The sequence below is a fragment of the Bacillus sp. BACIII genome, from assembly GCF_057836745.1.
This window is the reverse complement of record NZ_CM174437.1, coordinates 3,123,423-3,140,665: the sequence shown is the minus strand read 5'-3', so window position 1 is coordinate 3,140,665 and position 17,243 is coordinate 3,123,423. Positions and strand designations below refer to the sequence as shown.

The 17,243-nt window shown below is 48.0% G+C and carries 18 protein-coding genes and 1 riboswitch; of the genes, 10 read left to right on the top strand and 8 right to left on the bottom strand.

The features are described from left to right. Window positions 1-26 precede the first annotated feature (26 nt). Window positions 27-1,883, bottom strand: coding sequence for an LTA synthase family protein (locus tag ACXN9U_RS15420; protein ID WP_489201868.1), 1,857 nt, complete (start codon window positions 1,881-1,883; stop codon window positions 27-29). 42 nt (window positions 1,884-1,925) lie between these two features. Next, the gene (locus ACXN9U_RS15415) at window positions 1,926-2,408 is read right to left on the bottom strand and encodes a metal-dependent hydrolase (RefSeq protein ID WP_489201867.1); all 483 of its coding nucleotides are present in this window, start codon (window positions 2,406-2,408) and stop codon (window positions 1,926-1,928) included. A gap of 183 nt (window positions 2,409-2,591) precedes the next feature. On the opposite strand from ACXN9U_RS15415, the gene sspJ reads away from it, so the two are divergent. Together sspJ and ACXN9U_RS15405 are read left to right on the top strand one after the other, a co-directional pair. Further along, on the top strand, window positions 2,592-2,732 hold the full coding sequence (sspJ, locus tag ACXN9U_RS15410; RefSeq protein WP_007410034.1) for a small acid-soluble spore protein SspJ: 141 nt from the start codon (window positions 2,592-2,594) through the stop codon (window positions 2,730-2,732). Between the two features lie 121 nt (window positions 2,733-2,853). Beyond that, a riboswitch (Lysine riboswitch) is annotated at window positions 2,854-3,035 on the top strand. A 108-nt stretch (window positions 3,036-3,143) separates the two neighbouring features. Beyond that, a complete protein-coding gene (locus ACXN9U_RS15405; protein WP_060964289.1) occupies window positions 3,144-4,556 on the top strand; it encodes an amino acid permease in 1,413 nt (470 codons plus the stop codon). 48 nt (window positions 4,557-4,604) lie between these two features. Here the strand turns inward: ACXN9U_RS15405 and ACXN9U_RS15400 are convergent, their stop codons facing one another. Next, window positions 4,605-5,519 carry a class I SAM-dependent methyltransferase gene (locus ACXN9U_RS15400; protein ID WP_489201866.1) on the bottom strand — a complete coding sequence of 305 codons (915 nt, stop codon included), beginning with the start codon at window positions 5,517-5,519 and terminating at the stop codon, window positions 4,605-4,607. 147 nt (window positions 5,520-5,666) lie between these two features. Next, window positions 5,667-6,605: an iron-hydroxamate ABC transporter substrate-binding protein gene (locus ACXN9U_RS15395; RefSeq protein WP_489201865.1), complete on the bottom strand. Its 939-nt coding sequence runs from the start codon at window positions 6,603-6,605 to the stop codon at window positions 5,667-5,669. A 249-nt stretch (window positions 6,606-6,854) separates the two neighbouring features. On the opposite strand from ACXN9U_RS15395, the gene ACXN9U_RS15390 reads away from it, so the two are divergent. The 3 genes from ACXN9U_RS15390 to ACXN9U_RS15380 are packed head-to-tail and all read left to right on the top strand — an operon-like array spanning window position 6,855 to window position 9,724. Continuing rightward, window positions 6,855-7,892, top strand: a complete 1,038-nt coding sequence (locus ACXN9U_RS15390) for a FecCD family ABC transporter permease (RefSeq protein ID WP_201448516.1) — start codon at window positions 6,855-6,857, stop codon at window positions 7,890-7,892. Continuing rightward, the gene (locus ACXN9U_RS15385; RefSeq protein WP_016937953.1) at window positions 7,892-8,902 is read left to right on the top strand and encodes a FecCD family ABC transporter permease; all 1,011 of its coding nucleotides are present in this window, start codon (window positions 7,892-7,894) and stop codon (window positions 8,900-8,902) included. Before ACXN9U_RS15390 ends, ACXN9U_RS15385 begins: the two co-directional genes overlap by 1 nt. An 18-nt stretch (window positions 8,903-8,920) precedes the next feature. Continuing rightward, window positions 8,921-9,724, top strand: coding sequence for an ABC transporter ATP-binding protein (locus ACXN9U_RS15380; protein WP_489201864.1), 804 nt, complete (start codon window positions 8,921-8,923; stop codon window positions 9,722-9,724). A gap of 37 nt (window positions 9,725-9,761) precedes the next feature. Here the strand turns inward: ACXN9U_RS15380 and rsiO are convergent, their stop codons facing one another. The 3 genes from rsiO to ACXN9U_RS15365 form a co-directional block, all read right to left on the bottom strand. After that, complete coding sequence (gene rsiO, locus ACXN9U_RS15375) at window positions 9,762-10,184, bottom strand: acid stress-sensitive anti sigma factor RsiO (RefSeq protein WP_489201863.1); 423 nt, start codon at window positions 10,182-10,184, stop codon at window positions 9,762-9,764. A 64-nt stretch (window positions 10,185-10,248) separates the two neighbouring features. Continuing rightward, window positions 10,249-11,409 carry an oxalate decarboxylase family bicupin gene (locus tag ACXN9U_RS15370; RefSeq protein WP_060964295.1) on the bottom strand — a complete coding sequence of 387 codons (1,161 nt, stop codon included), beginning with the start codon at window positions 11,407-11,409 and terminating at the stop codon, window positions 10,249-10,251. A gap of 116 nt (window positions 11,410-11,525) precedes the next feature. Beyond that, the gene (locus ACXN9U_RS15365; RefSeq protein WP_016937956.1) at window positions 11,526-11,681 is read right to left on the bottom strand and encodes a YvrJ family protein; all 156 of its coding nucleotides are present in this window, start codon (window positions 11,679-11,681) and stop codon (window positions 11,526-11,528) included. Between the two features lie 242 nt (window positions 11,682-11,923). Here ACXN9U_RS15365 and ACXN9U_RS15360 point away from each other — a divergent pair, with 242 nt between their 5' ends. The 5 genes from ACXN9U_RS15360 (at window position 11,924) to ACXN9U_RS15340 (ending at window position 16,271) form a co-directional block, all read left to right on the top strand. Beyond that, on the top strand, window positions 11,924-12,454 hold the full coding sequence (locus ACXN9U_RS15360; protein ID WP_095241447.1) for a sigma-70 family RNA polymerase sigma factor: 531 nt from the start codon (window positions 11,924-11,926) through the stop codon (window positions 12,452-12,454). Between the two features lie 3 nt (window positions 12,455-12,457). Continuing rightward, a complete protein-coding gene (gene rsoA, locus ACXN9U_RS15355; protein ID WP_016937958.1) occupies window positions 12,458-12,694 on the top strand; it encodes a sigma-O factor regulator RsoA in 237 nt (78 codons plus the stop codon). A 172-nt stretch (window positions 12,695-12,866) separates the two neighbouring features. Continuing rightward, on the top strand, window positions 12,867-13,586 hold the full coding sequence (locus ACXN9U_RS15350) for a response regulator transcription factor (RefSeq protein ID WP_060964296.1): 720 nt from the start codon (window positions 12,867-12,869) through the stop codon (window positions 13,584-13,586). After that, complete coding sequence (locus tag ACXN9U_RS15345; RefSeq protein ID WP_060964297.1) at window positions 13,583-15,325, top strand: HAMP domain-containing sensor histidine kinase; 1,743 nt, start codon at window positions 13,583-13,585, stop codon at window positions 15,323-15,325. The genes ACXN9U_RS15350 and ACXN9U_RS15345 overlap by 4 nt, the downstream gene beginning before the upstream one ends. A gap of 67 nt (window positions 15,326-15,392) precedes the next feature. After that, the gene (locus tag ACXN9U_RS15340; RefSeq protein WP_060964298.1) at window positions 15,393-16,271 is read left to right on the top strand and encodes an SMP-30/gluconolactonase/LRE family protein; all 879 of its coding nucleotides are present in this window, start codon (window positions 15,393-15,395) and stop codon (window positions 16,269-16,271) included. 50 nt (window positions 16,272-16,321) lie between these two features. Here ACXN9U_RS15340 and ACXN9U_RS15335 read toward each other — a convergent pair whose 3' ends face one another. After that, window positions 16,322-17,113, bottom strand: a complete 792-nt coding sequence (locus tag ACXN9U_RS15335; protein WP_016937962.1) for an SDR family NAD(P)-dependent oxidoreductase — start codon at window positions 17,111-17,113, stop codon at window positions 16,322-16,324. Window positions 17,114-17,243 lie beyond the last annotated feature (130 nt).

Here is a 17,243-nt window from a genome sequence, read left to right as displayed (position 1 = left end):
TCCCTCCATATAACGGAGGGATTTTTTTATTGCTTGTAAAACCGCAGCAGGTCGCCGTTTAATATTTTATCGGAAAGCATCAGCTCTTGTTCCGCTTTTTCTTTCTCATCGCTGCACGTGCTCATGTCAGAACGCGGTTCACCCGTTTTACGGCTGTAACACGTATTTTTCGTATAAATATGATCATCCGTGATAAAGCTGCCGTTTCTCAGCACCGCAAACGGGGTCCGCTCTCCGGAAAACAGATCATTGCCGAACTGAATGCTGCCTTTCGTTTCAATGCCGAGCAGGTGAAGCAGCGTCGGTCTTACATCAACCTGTCCCGCGGCGGATGCAATCGTTTCCGGCGCACGGTCGGTCACCCCGGGAATATGAATGATAAACGGCACGCGCTGAAGCTGAACCGTATCAAACGGAGTGATTTCCTCTTTCCCTAAGAATTCGGCAAGTCCTTGATTATGGGCTTCGGATATACCGTAATGATCTCCCATCAGGACGATCATCGCGTTGTCATACAGTCCTTCTTTTTTCAGCTTCTTGAAAAAGTGTTTCAGGGCCTCATCTTCATAGCGGACCGTCGTCACATAGCGGTTTAATAAATCGCTGCTTGTGTCCGGTTCTTCAATGAGCTGATCCTGTTTATCAATTTCAAAAGGAAAATGGTTGGTCAAAGTCAGCAGGCTCGCGTAAAACGGCTGCGGAAGCTTCTTTAATTTTTCCGCTGACTGTTCGAGAAATTCCTTATCCTTCAGGCCCCAGCCTGTTGAATTTTCCTGTGTCACCTTAAATTCATCCGCGTCGAAAAAACGGTCGATTCCGAATGTCCCGTACATCTCATCCCGGTTCCAAAAGGCCTTATGATTGGCATGCAGAACGGCTGAATAGTATTGATGATCTTTTAACATATGGTACATCGTATTGAACCGGTGGCCGCTTTTTGTAAAAAAAACGGCGCCGCTTGAAGACGGATACAGCGAATTCGCAGTAATGAATTCTGAATCTGAGGTTTTTCCCTGTTCAGTCTGCTGATAAAAATGAGTGAAGTCATAACTTTTTTTCCGCAGTTTATTTAAAAACGGGGTAATCTCCCGCCCGTTGACCCGTTCATCCATCACAAAACGCTGTGTTGATTCAAGCGTGACAAAAATCACATTACGCCCTTTAGCAAGCCCGAACTTTGCATCGGACGGGCGGCTGTAGTCGGCTTGAGTGTAGTTCGCGACCGCGGCAAGACTGTCTTCGTCGGCAAACGCTTTAGCCCCTGCATTCAGCGTCTGCGAAATGGTGTCATACAAATGAAAGTGGAACAGGCCGATTCCTTTTACGAGCGCTTCACGATCAAAAGGATGCCTGAACAGCTTCGGCTGCTCGGCCTCAGACAGCGCCAGGTTGCACAGCATGAGGCCGGCTGATGCCCACGCATATGCTTTGACGGTCCGGGCGCCCGCTTTTCCGTTACCGGCTTTATGCCTTCCCGCTAGGTAAAACAGAACCGCAATATCCGCGAATAAAGCGATATACAGCGGGTGAAACAGCTCTTGGACGCTGCTTCCCATATCGCCCATATTGCTCGCCTGAAACAAAACCGGTATGGTGATAAAATCAATATAAAACCCGTAAAACACCGTATTCGCGATTAAAATCCCCGTCAGCATCACATTTGCCGAAAGCAGAAAGATCCGCTGCTTCTTTTCCGTCAGCAGCAGGCCGATGCCGAACAGCGGCACAATAAAGCTCAGCGGATTAATGAGAAGCAGACATTCCTCAAGAACCGAATTGTTTTGCAGATCAAAACCAAGCTTGTAAACGGCGTATGTTTTTATCCACATGAACAGGATGGACAGGCATAAAAACCGATGATTGCTGAAAAAGGATTTTTTCATATGTATGACTCCTCACCCTAAAAGCGAAAAGACGCTTTTTGTTTAAGAGATGCGGCCGTGAACCAATTCGTATAAATAATAGCAGGATACAATCGTTAACCCGGCCAGCACAAGCTGCTCCGAAAAGCTCCCCGTCCTCATATAAAGGGGAAGACGGAAGCGGATGGCAGACGGAAACAGCAGTTTAATGCCGTTGACGGTCCATGCGTCAAGCACAAGGTGGCTTGCCATTCCGACCATCAGTCCGGCGGAGATGCTTGGATTCGGGATATAGGCTGCCGTGATGAAAAACATAATAAGCATAAACAGCAGACTGTGTGTAAATGTTCTGTGGCCGAAAACCGTGCTTACGATTTTGGACAGAACGGGCAGCGTTCTGCCGATTTTGCTTTTTGTATGGCAAATATCGGGAATCAGCGCCCCGAGGGCACCCGCTGAGGTCATAAGGACCGGATCATACCCGTAATAATACGCAATTGCGGAACAAGAAGCGATGCCTCCCATGATGTGTGTTTTTCCTGTCATTTTTCGCTTCTCCTTTTTATTTTTGCCAAAATCCCCTGAATTACAAATATATCAAGAGAATGCATGTTTGATCAACAAACTTTACCTGTTCCGCCAAAAGGAAGGAGGATCGGATTCCGTATATTCTGCCGCGGAAAAAGACACATTATAGGTGTACCTATATTTGATAAAGAGGTGATACAGATGGCTTTCTTTAACAAAGAAAAAGGCAAAAACAGCGATAAAAACAAAAACGTCATTCAAGGTGCGCTTGAGGACGCCGGTGCAGCTTTGAAAGACGATCCGCTTCAAGAAGCTGTTCAAAAGAAAAAAAACAACCGCTGACTATAAAAACGGGTAGGGCAAATGCTCTATCCGTTTTCCGTCTAATTTTTCCCTTTGACAGATCTTTTTATCTCTGATAACCTCTGAGTAGAATTGAATGATAAAAATCCTCACTCTTTCTCGGTGAGGTAGAGGTTGCGCTTGATGATGAGTCGCACATGCCAGGCTGATAAGGGGCCGCAAAACATGTGTTAAAGGCATCAGCGCCGAAGTGTAAAGAAAGCCGATCCTTCTTTATGCTGGGACTGTATCTGAATAAGTGCAGGACTGCCGCGTGCTTTTTCGCGGAGGGCTATCCGGAGATCAAGGGTGTGTGTTTCTTTAAGCATGGACTTTTGTTCAGGCTTTTTTTGTGTGTAAATATGGTCTCGGGGTCTGGTCCGTACGAATGAACAACCAGGAGGTACAGGAATGGAACAGACGAAAAAATGGGGTTTTTGGTTATTAACGGCATTTGTCGTAGGAAATATGGTAGGCTCGGGCATCTTTTCCCTTCCGAGCACGCTCGCAAAAATCGCGAGCCCGTTCGGCGCTACATCGGCATGGCTTTTGACGGGAGCCGGTGTGTTAATGATCGCGCTTGTCTTCGGTCACTTATCCATCCGCAAGCCTGAGCTGACGGCGGGGCCGCAAAGCTATGCGAGAGCGCTGTTCAGCGATCGGAAAAAAGGGAACGCAGCCGGTTTCACGATGGTGTGGGGCTACTGGGTGGCGAGCTGGATCAGCAACGTGGCGATCATCACCAGCCTTGCCGGATATTTAACTTCTTTTTTCCCGATTTTAACGGATAAGCGTGAAATGTTTTCAATCGGCGGTCAGGCGGTTACACTTGGCCAGCTGCTGACGTTTGCCGTATGTACGGTTTTATTATGGGGCACTCACACGATTCTCGTTTCCAGCATGAACGGTGCGAGTAAATTAAATTTCGTTACGACGTTTTCAAAGGTATTAGGATTTATCTTCTTTATCATTGCAGGTTTGTTTGTATTTCAAACGTCGTTTTTCGATCATTTTTATTTTCCGGTTCAGACAGGTCCTCACACGGTTGAGGGAATCGGCGGTCAGGTCCACAATGCGGCGATTTCAACATTATGGGCGTTCGTCGGAATTGAATCGGCAGTCATCTTATCCGGGCGCGCCCGTTCGCAGCGCGACGTGAAACGCGCCACCATTACCGGCTTATTGATTGCGCTCAGCATCTATATTATCGTGACATTGATTACGATGGGCGTGCTTCCGCATGGTAAGCTTGTCGGCTCGGAAAAACCGTTTGTTGACGTATTATACGCGATCGTCGGCAATGCGGGAAGCATCATCATGGCGATTTTGGCGATCCTCTGTCTGTTCGGGACGATGCTCGGCTGGATTCTTCTCGGCTCTGAAGTTCCGTATCAAGCCGCGAAATCAGGAGACTTTCCCGCCGCTTTTGCAAAAACAAATAAACAGGGAAGCCCGGTTGTGTCGTTAATCGTCACGAATGTGATGTCACAGATCTTTATCTTTTCGGTTATTTCCCGGACAATCAGTGACGCGTTTACGTTTTTAACAACGGCGGCGACACTCGCTTATCTGATTCCGTATCTCGTATCTGCGTTTTACAGCCTGAAGCTCGTGCTGACGGGTGAAACGTATGACGAAATCAAGGGTTCAAGAGTGAAGGACGGTTTCATCGCCATCCTTGCCTGCATTTATTCTTTTTACGTCATTATTACCGGAACGGCCGATTTAACGACCTTTATTCTCGGTATCGGACTGTTTTTCGTCGGTCTGCTGTTATATCCTTTTGTTTCAAAGAAATTTGCAAACAACAGACAATCCGTATAAAAAAAAGACATCTCACGTCTGTGGGATGTCTTTTTTGGCGTCAGCGGATTACTTTTTGACGGCGTGTATATAATGAATGGTCTCGAATGCGGTTAAATGGTCAGTGCGCCCGCTGAAAAAACGGTCATTGATAACCGCTGGAGATAAATGTTCATAAATAAGCAGGCCTGATGATTCTAACATTTTTTCAATTTCTTTATAGCTGAAACACGACAGCATCGGTTCTCCGCCTGCCGCAGCCATTTTCACCATGTTCTCCACTCTGTTTGACAGTCCTTTTTCTTCAAAGAGCGATTCATCCGCATAATCAAACACGATAGAGCTGCCGGGCGGGACTTCGGCAAATAATTGTGTAAGCAGGCGGGCGAGATGCTTTTTCGTAAGATAATATGACACACCGAGCAGGCTGAAAAAGGTTTTTTGGCGGGAAAAACCTTCCTGATTCAGACGGCTGAAAGAAAGCGGAGCCGTAAAGTCCATCGGCGCAAAATGAAGTCGGCTCGGAATATCGCGCTCAAGACGTTTTAAACTGTTTAATTTGTCTTCCTGTGAAGCGCGGAGATCCGCTTCAAAGATGTCTAAGCCGTTTGTCACCTCGGGATGCCTGAAACAGAAAGTATCCAGCCCCGCACCGAGGATGACATACTGTTTAACCCCGAGCTTCACTTCATTCAGGAGCACTTCTTCGCAATACGCCGCACGGGCTAACGGTGTAGGAGACAGCTGAACTTGAGTCACCCATTTTAAGATGTCATCCGGTTTGCCTTGAAGCTTCCGGGCCATGTCTTTGCTGAAAAATGATATACCTTGAATCAAATGATCGCTGATGTCCGACAGCTCTTTTTCAGATAAAAGATCTTGTGCCAAGAAATCATCAAATATCACCGGTGTGTCGTATTTACTGTGGTACGCCCTTACGAAAGCGGACAGCAGGGAAGTCATACTCGCCTTATTTTCTCTCATATTAAAGATCCTCCGTTATTTACGTCAATCTCCGGCCGGGAGAATCTTATTATACATGTTAATCCAAAAATGTAAATTATAGCATAAATGAATTTTTTTGTCAAGTTTGTGGCGTCATAAAAAGCCGCTGTGACAGCGGCTCCCGGGTTACTTTGTTAAGCTTTTTGTGATGTAGTCGAGCTGGCCTTCGAGTGAGATCGGGTCTGAGAAATAGAAGCCGATCGGATCAATGCGGTAGACATGGTTTTGCTTGACGGCATCGAGATTCTTCCAGATTGAACTGTCAAGCACGCCTTTGTCGTCACCGCCGGCCTGCCATGGCCCCATAAAGATATAGTCTCCCGCGAAGTCAGGCAGTTTTTCAAGTGAAATGCTGGCGTAGCCCGGCCCTTGATGAATGGCTCTTTCCTTCGTCAGTTTTGTGGCTTTCAGCCCGAGTTTGTCATAAATGATGCTTCCGCCGCGGCCGAAGTCTTTACCGAATACATAGATGTCTTTTCCGTTTGTCTGCATGATGGAGATGGTTTTTGAGCCGACCGCTTTTTGAACTTTTGTTTTAGCGGCAGCGGTTTTCTTATCCCATTCAGCCAGCCATTTGTCTGCTTTATCTTCAGTGCCCGTCATTTTCGCAAACTCTTTGAATTGATCAATGTTGCTGAGCTTGTCATATTTAATGGCGATGGTCGGCGCGATTTTTTCCAGTTTTTCAATATCGGCGCCTTGTGTCGTCCAGACAACGATTAAATCAGGCTTTAAATCAATGATTTTCTCAACGGATGTGCCGTCGCCGATGTTTGTCACACCGTTTGTTTTCCCTTTGTAATACGGGTTTTTAAATACGTTTTGCGGCGCGCCGACAACATTGATGCCTAGCTGTTTGAAGTCGCCGTAGTAGCCGTCAGCCATGACGACGACACGTTTCGGGTGCTTCGGAATTTTAATATTGCCGTTTTCGGCTTTATAAGTGACGGTTTCTCCTTTTTCAGAAGAGCCTTTCGTGTTTGAAGAATTTCCGCATGCGGCCAAAGCGGCGATGAGCAGCACGGCAATCAGCGCAGCGCCGATTTTCTTGTATGTATGGAACATCTGACATTCCTTCTTTCATAAAAAAAATAGTGATAAAGAGAATCATTATCAGTGTGATTATATCACTGCTTTTATAGAGAAGCACGCTCTTTTTAAAGAAAAACTTTCTATTGTCATATGAAATTAGGTCTATTAAAAGAGAAGATAATAGTGCTATACTGAAACAAGTCATTGATAATCATTATCATTATCATTCTTGTTTTGAGAAAGGAAGAACGAGTGTTGGGTCTATTAAAAAAGAAGCAGACAATGACGGCTCAAGGGGCATCAGGGAGCGAAATTCAGTGGACGGCGCGTTCATTCCGGGCGGCTGTGCTGCTGTGTGCCGGTATTTCGGTTTTATTGATCGGCGCGGCCTTGTCTGTTTCCATAGGAGCTGCCGATATTCATCTGCGGACGGTGTGGGATGCTCTCTTTCACTTTCAGCCGCAAAATACATCTCATCAAATCATACGCGATCTGAGGCTGCCGAGAACTGCGGCCGCCGCGCTCGTCGGGGCTTTTTTAGCTGTGTCCGGGGCGATCATGCAGGGGCTGACGCGGAACCCGCTTGCTGAGCCTTCCATTATGGGCGTGACGTCGGGGTCGGGATTTGCGATCGCTTTGGCATTTGCTTTTTTTCCGGGGCTCTCTGCCGCGGGGCTTGTTTTGTGGTCCTTTATGGGAGCGGGAATCGGGGCGCTCATTGTGTTTGGCATCGGCCTGTTTTCAAAAGGCGGGCTGACACCGGTGAAGCTCGCGCTGGCCGGTACGGCGGTCGGCTATTTCTTAACGGGGCTTTCAAGCGCGATTGCGATCCGTTTTGATGTCGCTCAGGATGTGAAGTTCTGGTATGCCGGAGGAGTCGCGTCCGTGAAATGGGAGGGCGTCCAGCTGCTTTTGGCAGTCGGCGTCATCGGACTTTTGCTCGCATTTCTGATTGCGCGCTCAGTGACGGTGCTGAGCTTGGGTGAGGAGCTTGCGAAAGGGCTCGGGCAGTACACGGCGCTTGTGAAAGTCATCGGAATGGTTGTCGTTGTCCTTTTGACGGGGGCTTCAGTCTCAGTCGCCGGAGCCATTTCTTTTATCGGCTTGGTGATTCCGCACATCACCCGTTTTTTAGTCGGTGTAGATTACAGATGGATTATTCCTTGTTCTGCGGTATTCGGCGCCGTTTTGTTAGTCTTCAGTGACATTGCGGCAAGACTCGTCAATGCGCCGTTTGAAACACCGGTCGGCGCTTTAACGGCCCTTATCGGCGTTCCCTTTTTCTTTTATTTGGCGCGCAGGGAAAGGAGAGGGCTGTAATGAATGTGAAATCGAAAAAACCGCTGGCGGTTATAGCCGTTACGTTTTTGCTCATATGCATCGTCTTTTTTATCAGCTTAAATATGGGTGTAATCCGGATTGCGCCTTTCGATGCGTTACGTGTCTTTTTCGGACAGGGGGATGCCCGGGATCAGCTCGTTTTATTTGAATTCAGACTGCCGCGCATGGTGCTGTCATTGCTGGTCGGGGCCGGAATCGCGGTTTCAGGCGCGATTTTTCAAAGCGTGTCTCAAAATGACTTGGCGGAGCCGGGCATTCTCGGTATCAACGCCGGAGCGTCTTTGGCGGTCGTTCTGTTTATCTTCTTTTTCCAAGGGTCTGCTGCTGATTTAAGCATGTTCAGTACATGGCTGCTTCCGGTGAGTGCTTTGGCGGGGGCTTTTCTGGCTGTGCTGCTCATCTATGTGCTCGCTTGGAAAAAAGGTGTTTCGCCTGTCCGGCTCATTTTGGTCGGGATCGGCGTTAATGCGGGGTTTAATGCGCTTCTCTTGATTTTTCAGCTGAAAATGGACCCGCGGGACTTCATGCAGGCGCTTGTATGGATTTCCGGTTCGATTTGGAATGCCAATTGGAAAATGGTGCTGTCCATTTTGCCGTGGCTTCTGGTTCTTTTGCCGTTCAGCCTCTATAAAGCGAGGTATTTAAACGTGCTCCAGCTCGGTGACCAGCTGGCGGCGGGACTCGGCACCCGGGTCGAAAAGGAGCGGCGCATTCTGCTGTTTTCAGCTGCCGCCTTGGCCGCGTCATGTGTTGCGGCAGCCGGCGGAATCGCTTTTCTCGGATTGATTGCCCCGCATTTGGCCAGAAGGCTTACCGGGCCGCGCCATCAAACACTTATTCCGGTTTCGGCTTTAATCGGCGCATTTTTATTTCTGCTCGCTGATACGCTGGCGAGAAATGTGCTTGCGCCGTCCGAGGTTCCGGTCGGCTTGGTGATTTCCGTGCTCGGAGCGCCGTATTTTGTATATTTGCTGATGAAAACGAAATAGAGGAAGGAGACTGCCGCGATGAACTCATTATCGGCGGAACAGCTTACTGTCGGTTATGGAGATCGTCTGATAGCGAAAGAATTGGACATCGCCATACCGAAAGGAAAAATTACAACGCTGATCGGCCCAAACGGATGCGGAAAATCGACGGTTCTTAAGACGATGTCAAGAATCATGAAACCGAAATCCGGCGCCGTCTATTTAAACGGACAGGCGATCATGCAAAAATCCACGAAGGACATCGCCAAGGAAATGGCCATCCTTCCGCAGACGCCTGAAGCGCCGAGCGGGCTGACGGTATACGAACTTGTTTCTTACGGAAGGTTTCCGCATCAGTCCGGAATGGGCCGCTTGAGTGATAAAGACCGTGATGTGATCAAATGGGCGCTTGAAGAGACGGGGATGGCCGAATTTTACGACCGGCCGATCGAAGCGCTTTCCGGAGGACAGCGGCAGCGTGTGTGGATCGCCATGGCGCTCGCTCAGGAAACGGAGCTGCTGCTTCTTGATGAACCGACCACTTATTTAGATCTCGCCCATCAGCTTGAAATTCTGCAGCTCCTGGACAAATTAAACAAAGAGCAGGGGCGCACGATTTTAATGGTTATTCATGATCTGAACCATGCCGCCCGTTTTTCCCATTATATGATTGCGCTGAAAAAAGGGCGCGTCATCAAGGAAGGGACGGCGGAGGAAGTCATGACGCCCGGCATATTGAAAGACGTGTTTCAGATTGACGCACAGATCGTTAAAGATCCGCGCACGAACAAACCCGTCTGCTTGACATACGATTTAATCCGGCATGAAAATGCCACGGTATGACGGTAAAAACGCAGAACCATTTCGGTCTGCGTTTTTTTTATTGCGCCTGGGGCTGCTTTTGCCCGGAGACGCATTTATCCAAAACGAAAAAAACCCCCGCCACAATCAGCTCCTCGGTCGTTGACAGCCAAATCTTTTCAATCAGTTTATCCGTCGTATACGCGGTCATCCAGAGGAACAGCAGCTGAACGGTGCTGGCTAAAAGAAGAAAAGGCAGCCTGCCCGTCCTAAAAAAAGTAAAACTATGTATCATCAGCCGCTCAAGCGGTTCAAAACATAAACCGAGAAGAATAAAAAGCACGGAAAAAAGCAGGACGTACGCCACTGATCCGTAGCTCGTCCCGGCTAATGAAAAAACGGTCATCATCACGATGAAATACCCGAATAATACGGCGGCCGCTGCCAGGGCATACCTGAGCACCCGGAGAAAAAACAATTTCGGCCCGTTTTGATTGATCATCTGCTCAGCTCCTTTTTACACACACCGACTTGCAGAGACGGACTCTGCAAGTCGGTGTGTGTCTTTAGCATTTCTTTTTGACGACAGGGTGTTTCTCTTTCGAAAGAATATCCGTAAAGCCTTTGCCCAGATCAAGATGCTGCTGGACGAATTTCTCAGGAAGCATGGCGAGCCATTGGTTCAGAGACACATCGGCGTAGTGGTCATCCTTGAAGATTTCCAAGAAGACGAGCGGCTCATCCCCCAGATTCTCTACATAATGGCCCATGGCGAACGGAACGTAGCCGACATCTCCGGCCTGATAGTTGAAAGTTCTCGCATGGCCGTCCGAAGCAAACACCGTCATTCTTCCTTTACCGGAAATATAATACTGCCATTCATGCGTATTCGGATGCCAGTGCAGCTCTCTCATTGCGCCCGGTTCGACCACGACAAGCGCTGAAGCGATCGTTTTGGACACTTTGAAATTTGTGGAATCCGCAATATATACTTTGCCGCCGTCCGTTTCAGCAGTCGGACCTTCATCCAGCAGACGGTAGGTGAACGGGTAAGGCACCTCGCCGTTCGGTCCTTCCACAATGTCATCTTTCAGCTTGCCGGGAACAGGTTCTTCAAAGATATATTTTTCTTTCCCCGGCAGTCCGGCAAGGTCTTTTTCTGAAACCCCGAAGTTGCTGGCGATGACATCAAGCGGCGTGTGGGCAAGCCAGTCCGTTACTTGGAATGTGCTGTTTTCTGAGAATGAACCGTCATCAAAGACTAAAAGGAATTCACAGCCTTCTTTCAGCGCCTGAATGGAGTGCGGCAGGCCTGACGGGAAATACCACAGATCTCCTTCTTTCACGTCATCAATAAAACTGCGTCCCTGTTCATCAACAATTGTGACCCGCGCTTTGCCCGTCAGCATATATGCCCATTCCGCTTCTTTATGCCAATGCAGCTCACGGATGGCGCCCGGTTTTAAACGCATGTTGACAGATGCGAGATTTTTAGAAATCGGCAGCTCGCGGACGGTTACCTCACGCGCGTATCCGCCCTTTTCCAGCCGGTTATGCACATCTGAGAAAGAGAATTTCATATTATCCACCGTGCCGTGATCCGTTTCCGGCGGCGTCAGCATATCGGGATTTTGGCGGTCTCTTTCAAGGTTGCGCGGTATCGTGACGGTCGCTCCTTTGTCTCCTCTGATCGGCTGCGGGATATTGCAGTTGTTTTCTTTTGACATGTAAATCGTCTCCTCTCAAGCTTTGGTTTTCAGAAAGAGAATGTGAAAGGCCTTTCGTTTTCCCTTCTGCTTTGTTAAGTGATGCGTCCTGATGAAAAGTCAACTTCGTGTGAAAATTAATTTTTCATTTTCTGGTCTTTCAGCTCCGCCATCAGCTCGATCAGGGCGTCAAACTTCTTCTCAAACCGGGTGAGAAGGTACATGGCAATCAGAGCCGGAAAGCCGAGATTGCCGATCTGTCTGACAACTTCTTCTATAAAAACCTGATCCATCACCAGCCACCTCCTGACTTGACCTGCAGTCATGTATATAAGTGAAAGAAGGTGCTGCTCTTGTAAACCTGATATCCGGGCGGAGGGTCTTTTTTTTGTTGCGGAAAAACCGGGACATAAGGAGTGTGGAACCTTAGTCGGAAAGGAGTAGTTTACTTTTTTTTGCTTTCTTTCATTTAATTTAAATAGGAGGCGGTTTTATGGACTATCAAGTTCTTTTACGGTCAAAATGCAAGGAAATCATGAAACATCCGATCGTCAAACATTTCTTGAGTGACCCTAAGCATTACGAGAAATTTAAAAATGTGCTCGAACATTCAGACGAGAAGGATGCAAAATCACTGGACGAACATTTTAAGCAGTTTTATAAGGAAATCCGGATCATCAAATATATGAATTCTATGATCCGGATTTTCTCCATCGACTTTGACAAGCGCATCCGCAAAAATCAGAAGCGCTATCCGCTTACGGTGGATCAGCCGGAAGGAGGTGAAGCGCTTCCCTATGAAATGGGAAAAGACGCGTATGAAGAGTTTCTGCGGCAGCAGGGGGATTTGAGCCAGCATGTCCAAAACCGGGATTTATACGAAGCGCTCCAGACGTTAACCGATAAACAAAAAAGCGTGCTGACGAATATTTACCTTCACGGAGCGACAATGAAGGAGATTGCCGAGTCTCTGGGGGAATCGCGGCAGAACATTTCCAATATTCATAAAAAGGGTCTCGACAATCTCAGAAAGCAGCTGGACAAGCAGAAAAAAGGGGGAAAATAAGCAGTGAACGGGCCATTTGACTTCAACAAGGGGAAAACAGATATCGACGAAATGGAACTCTTGATTTCGCGTTTTTCGCCAATGATAAAAAAAAAACTAAGCAATACGTCTTACCAGGAAAGAGAAGATCTGGAACAGGAATTGAAGATTAAAATCGTAGAGAAAGCAGACATGCTGTTATGCCAGGAAGTGCCGGGATTTTGGGAATTTATTCTTCATCTTATAAATGAAAGCTCCTGACAAAGCGGCGGGATGATTGGGATTCCGCTCTGACACCGCGAGAAAAACGAGAGGAGACGTCCGGTCTCGTTTTTCTTTTCTGTTTCCCCGCAAGACCTCCGCACTAAAAAAGTACCAAATCTTATCCATATAATGATATGATGAAAAAAACAAAGAGAAAGGAACGTCCAAGGTGGAAAATGCGTCAATTTTAATTGTAGACGATGAGAAGGCGATCGTTGATATGGTCAAGCGCGTTCTCGTCAAAGAAGGCTATCACAACATTAAGACGGCAGGCAGCGCAGAGGAAGCGATTGAGTTTGTTAAACATGAGACAGCGGATCTGCTCGTGCTGGATGTGATGATGGAAGGCATGTCCGGTTTTGAGGCATGCGCCGAAATCCGGAACTATACCGACGCTCCGATCTTTTTTCTGACTGCCCGGTCGTCTGATGCGGATAAGCTGTCAGGATTTGCATTGGGAGCTGACGATTATATAACAAAGCCGTTTAATCCGCTGGAATTGGCGGCGCGGATCAGGGCGACATTGAAGAGAACCTATAAGCGCGAAGAGAAAACGGCGGTAAAAACGTACTCATACAGCCATTTTTCCTATTCGCCGCAAAACGCCGAGCTGATCGTCGGGGGCGAGCCCGTCAGCTGCTCCGCACAGCTTCTGCAATTGCTTCAATATTTCTGTGAACATCCTGATGTGGTGCTCTCGAAAGATCAGATCTATGAAAAAGTGTGGGGCTATCCGTCTTACGGCGACAACAACACCGTCATGGTTCACATCCGCAAGCTCAGAGAAAAGATTGAAAAAGACCCCAGCAATCCGTCCTATATTGTAACGGTGCGCGGCCTCGGTTATCGGTTTATTCCCGATCAAGGAGAAAAAGGAACCCGCTCATGAGAATGCGCGGAAAATTTCTGCTTCACTTTTTCGGTCAGCTGCTGCTGGTCATCCTGCTGATGTCCGTTTTGGCCGTCGCTTCTTTCTTCTATTTGGATTGGCGTTTCAGCGAAGCGGAAGCCAATGCGGGACTTACTAAAGCGACGGCAGACTCGTTTGAAGCGTGGCTTGATAAAAACGAAGACGGCACATGGGATGTCGATGAATTTTTAAAGATGTCGGTCAGAAAGCAGAAGGGCTGGCTGCAGATCATTAATGACAAAGAAAAAACGGACTACGCGTACAGAGTGCCGAAAGACGTCCCGAGCCATTACAGCAGAAAAGATCTCTTATCCATTTATCAGTACCGGAATTTTGACAACTATAAGCTGAACTACTGGACGGTCACGATTAATGATGAGACCTATCTGATTCTGTTCGGCTGGAAATCCGCCAGTGAGCAGCTTCTCACTTACATCGAGTCCCAGGAGCCATCCCTCGCTTCTCTTTCTCAATATAAAAAAAGCACGGTTGATTATATTAAACGGGAAAAAGGGGCGGTCTACCTTCTCGAAGACAGCGGCAGACTGCTCGGGGATATCAACAGCACCAAAAAAGAGCGGAACACCGTCAATGAGCTTGAATTGCTGAAATACAATTCCAAACCGTGGAATTACAAGCGGGAAATTTCTTTTAAAAGACTCGATAAAACGAAATGGATGGTCGCGTCTGTGCCGAATCCCGTGTACATTCCCGATCATGAGTTTAACAAGTCATTTCTGAGAAATGTGATGAAAACCCTCTTCCTCTTGATCGGAATCTTAGTATTGATGATCTGCATCCTGACCATCTGGTACTCTTTCCGTTTCGGCTGGCCGCTGTTTCATACCATCAAATGGCTCGTCAATTTATCAAAGGGCCGGCTTGAAGAGCCGAAGAACCGCAAAGGACAGCCGGTCAGCAAAAACAAAAAAGGCAAAACAAAGCAGCCGTTCCGCTTTTTCGCCGAGATTTTCGAATCAATGGATCAGCTGACGGACACGCTGAAGCGGGATAAGAAAAACAGAGAAAAAATCCAGGCGACAAGGGAAGAGTGGATCGCCGGGCTGAGCCATGACTTGAAAACCCCGCTGAGCACGATTTACGGCTACAGCATGATGCTTGAATCGAAGCAATACGATTGGACCCCGGAAGAAGTCAAAGAAATGGGGCAGATCGTCCGGGAAAAATCAGAATATATGTCGAAGCTGATTGAGGACTTGAACTTGACATACCGTCTGAAAAACGCCGCCCTCCCGATCGAACGGCGTCTGATCAACGTCGTTCCGTTTATCAGAAACGTCACGAACGATTTCACGAAAAACACGTTCTCGGAAGGCTATGACATCGCCTTTGAAACCAAAAAGGAAGATATTCTTTTCGCCATTGATGAAGCATGGTTCCGCCGTATTCTGGAGAATCTGCTGGCAAACGCGGTAAAGCATAATAAGAAAGGGACCGCCATTCGGGTCGTGCTTGAGGAATCAGCAGAACAGCTCATTCTGAAGGTGAAAGATAACGGAAGAGGAATGGACGACGAAACGATTCACCAGCTGTTTAACCGTTATTACCGGGGAACGAATACGAAGGGGCCGTCAGAAGGAACTGGGCTCGGGCTCGCCATTGCCAAGGAGCTGGTTCACCTCCATAACGGAACCATTCATGTCAACAGCAGAATCAGCGCCGGAACGGTGATTACGATTCTTTTTAAAAAAGATTGAGTTTGGACGCCGCTTTGTCGGGAATAACATATAGAAGACTGACAAGCAAAAGAAGAGGTGTTCACACATGGAAGCAGCATTACGAGCAGATACGAGAGCAGTTATAGGAGAAGGCCCTTTGTGGGATAAGGACAAGCAATGCCTGTACTGGGTAGATATACTGGGCAGCCAGCTCCATATTTTTACTCCGGCTGACGGAATCAACCGTTCCGTTAAATTCAAATCATTTGTCACGGCTCTGGCCTTGTATTCAAAGGAAGAGCTGGTGATGACGATGAAAGACGGATTTTACCTGTACAATCTCCGGGAAGACACATTGACGAAGATGAAGCAGCCGAAAGACATGCGGGAAGATATCCGTTTCAATGACGCAAAATGCGATCCGTCCGGAAGATTATGGGCGGGGACGACGAGCATGGAAGGCAAAGAAGAGGAGGCTTCTCTGTACCGTCTGAATACGGACGGCAGCCTTGCCAAAATAAAAGACCAGGTCTCCACTTCGAACGGTTTGGATTGGGATCGGGACCGAAACCTGATGTACTATATTGATACTCCGACGCAGGAAATCGTCTGTTATGCATACGATCCTAAAACCGGAGCCGTATCAGATCCGAAAACAGTCTACCGCTTTCCGGAGTCGCAAGGATCTCCCGACGGGATGACCATTGACCGGGACGGAATGCTGTGGGTGGCTCTGTTCGGAGGCGGCCGTGCCGTCCGGATTGACCCGTTTTCGCATAAGGAAATTGCATCTATTGAAGTTCCCGCAAAATACGTCACCTGCTGTGCGTTCGGAGGAAGGGAGCTCAACACATTATACATTACGACCGCGACGGAAAAATTGACGGAAGCCGAAAGACTTGAACAGCCGCATGCGGGCGGCCTGTTTTCCGCAGAGCTTGAGACAGGCGGCTGGGAGCCGGTTCCGTTTGCAGGCCTCATGTAAAAAAGCCCTGGCATATGGGAATGGTCCCATTGTGCCGGGCTTTTTTTGTGTTAAATGGAACGGATGATGCCGCCTTCAACCCGCTGTGCGGTGCCGTTAATGGCAGATGCCGCAGCTGAAGCGAGAAATACAATCGTATTGGCGACTTCTTCCGGGGTCGCATAGCGTTGGATCAAAGATGTCGGTTCATTCACTTTAAAATAATCCCGGACGAAGCTGTCCGTATCTTCTCCGGCGGCCTTTGCGGCTCCTTCCATGTAAGAAGCGACGCCTTCGGTCCATGTCGGTCCCGGCAGCACGGAGTTTACCGTGACATTCGTGCCTTTTGTCATTTCCGCCATTCCCCGGGACAAGCTGATTAACGCCGTTTTCGTCATTGAATACGGAATCATTTGCGCAAGCGGTTTGACACCGGCTTCACTGGAAATGTTCAAAATCCGTCCGCTGTTTCTTTCAAGCATTTGCGGCAGAAAACGCCGGCACAGGCGCACAGCGCTCATGACATTCACTTCAAAATACCGGGTCCATTCGTCATCAGATACATCCGCGAAGTCCTTTACTTCGAAAAAACCGAGGTTATTAACGAGAATATCGACTTCCCCGATTCCGGCGGCGCGCTTGATCAAATCATCGGCCTCCTCCTGACGCGATAAATCTGCGGCGATGCCGTGAACCGTTCCGTAAGCGGAAAGCTCCTCAACCGTCCGTTCAACGGTTTCTTTTTTTCTTCCGTTTACAATCACCTCAGCGCCTTCAGTTAAAAAGCTTTTTGCCGCGGCTTTTCCGATGCCGGAAGTTGATCCTGTGATTAACACGAGTTTTCGTTCAAGCTGTAATTCCATGATGATCCTCCTTTTTACTCGATTGTGTAACAGTATACATGATGAATTTTAGTGTTTACGAATCATTTGCTTTCATGCAAAAAAGGCCGGATATACAAGCCTTCAAGACTTATAGTATAATTACTGCGAA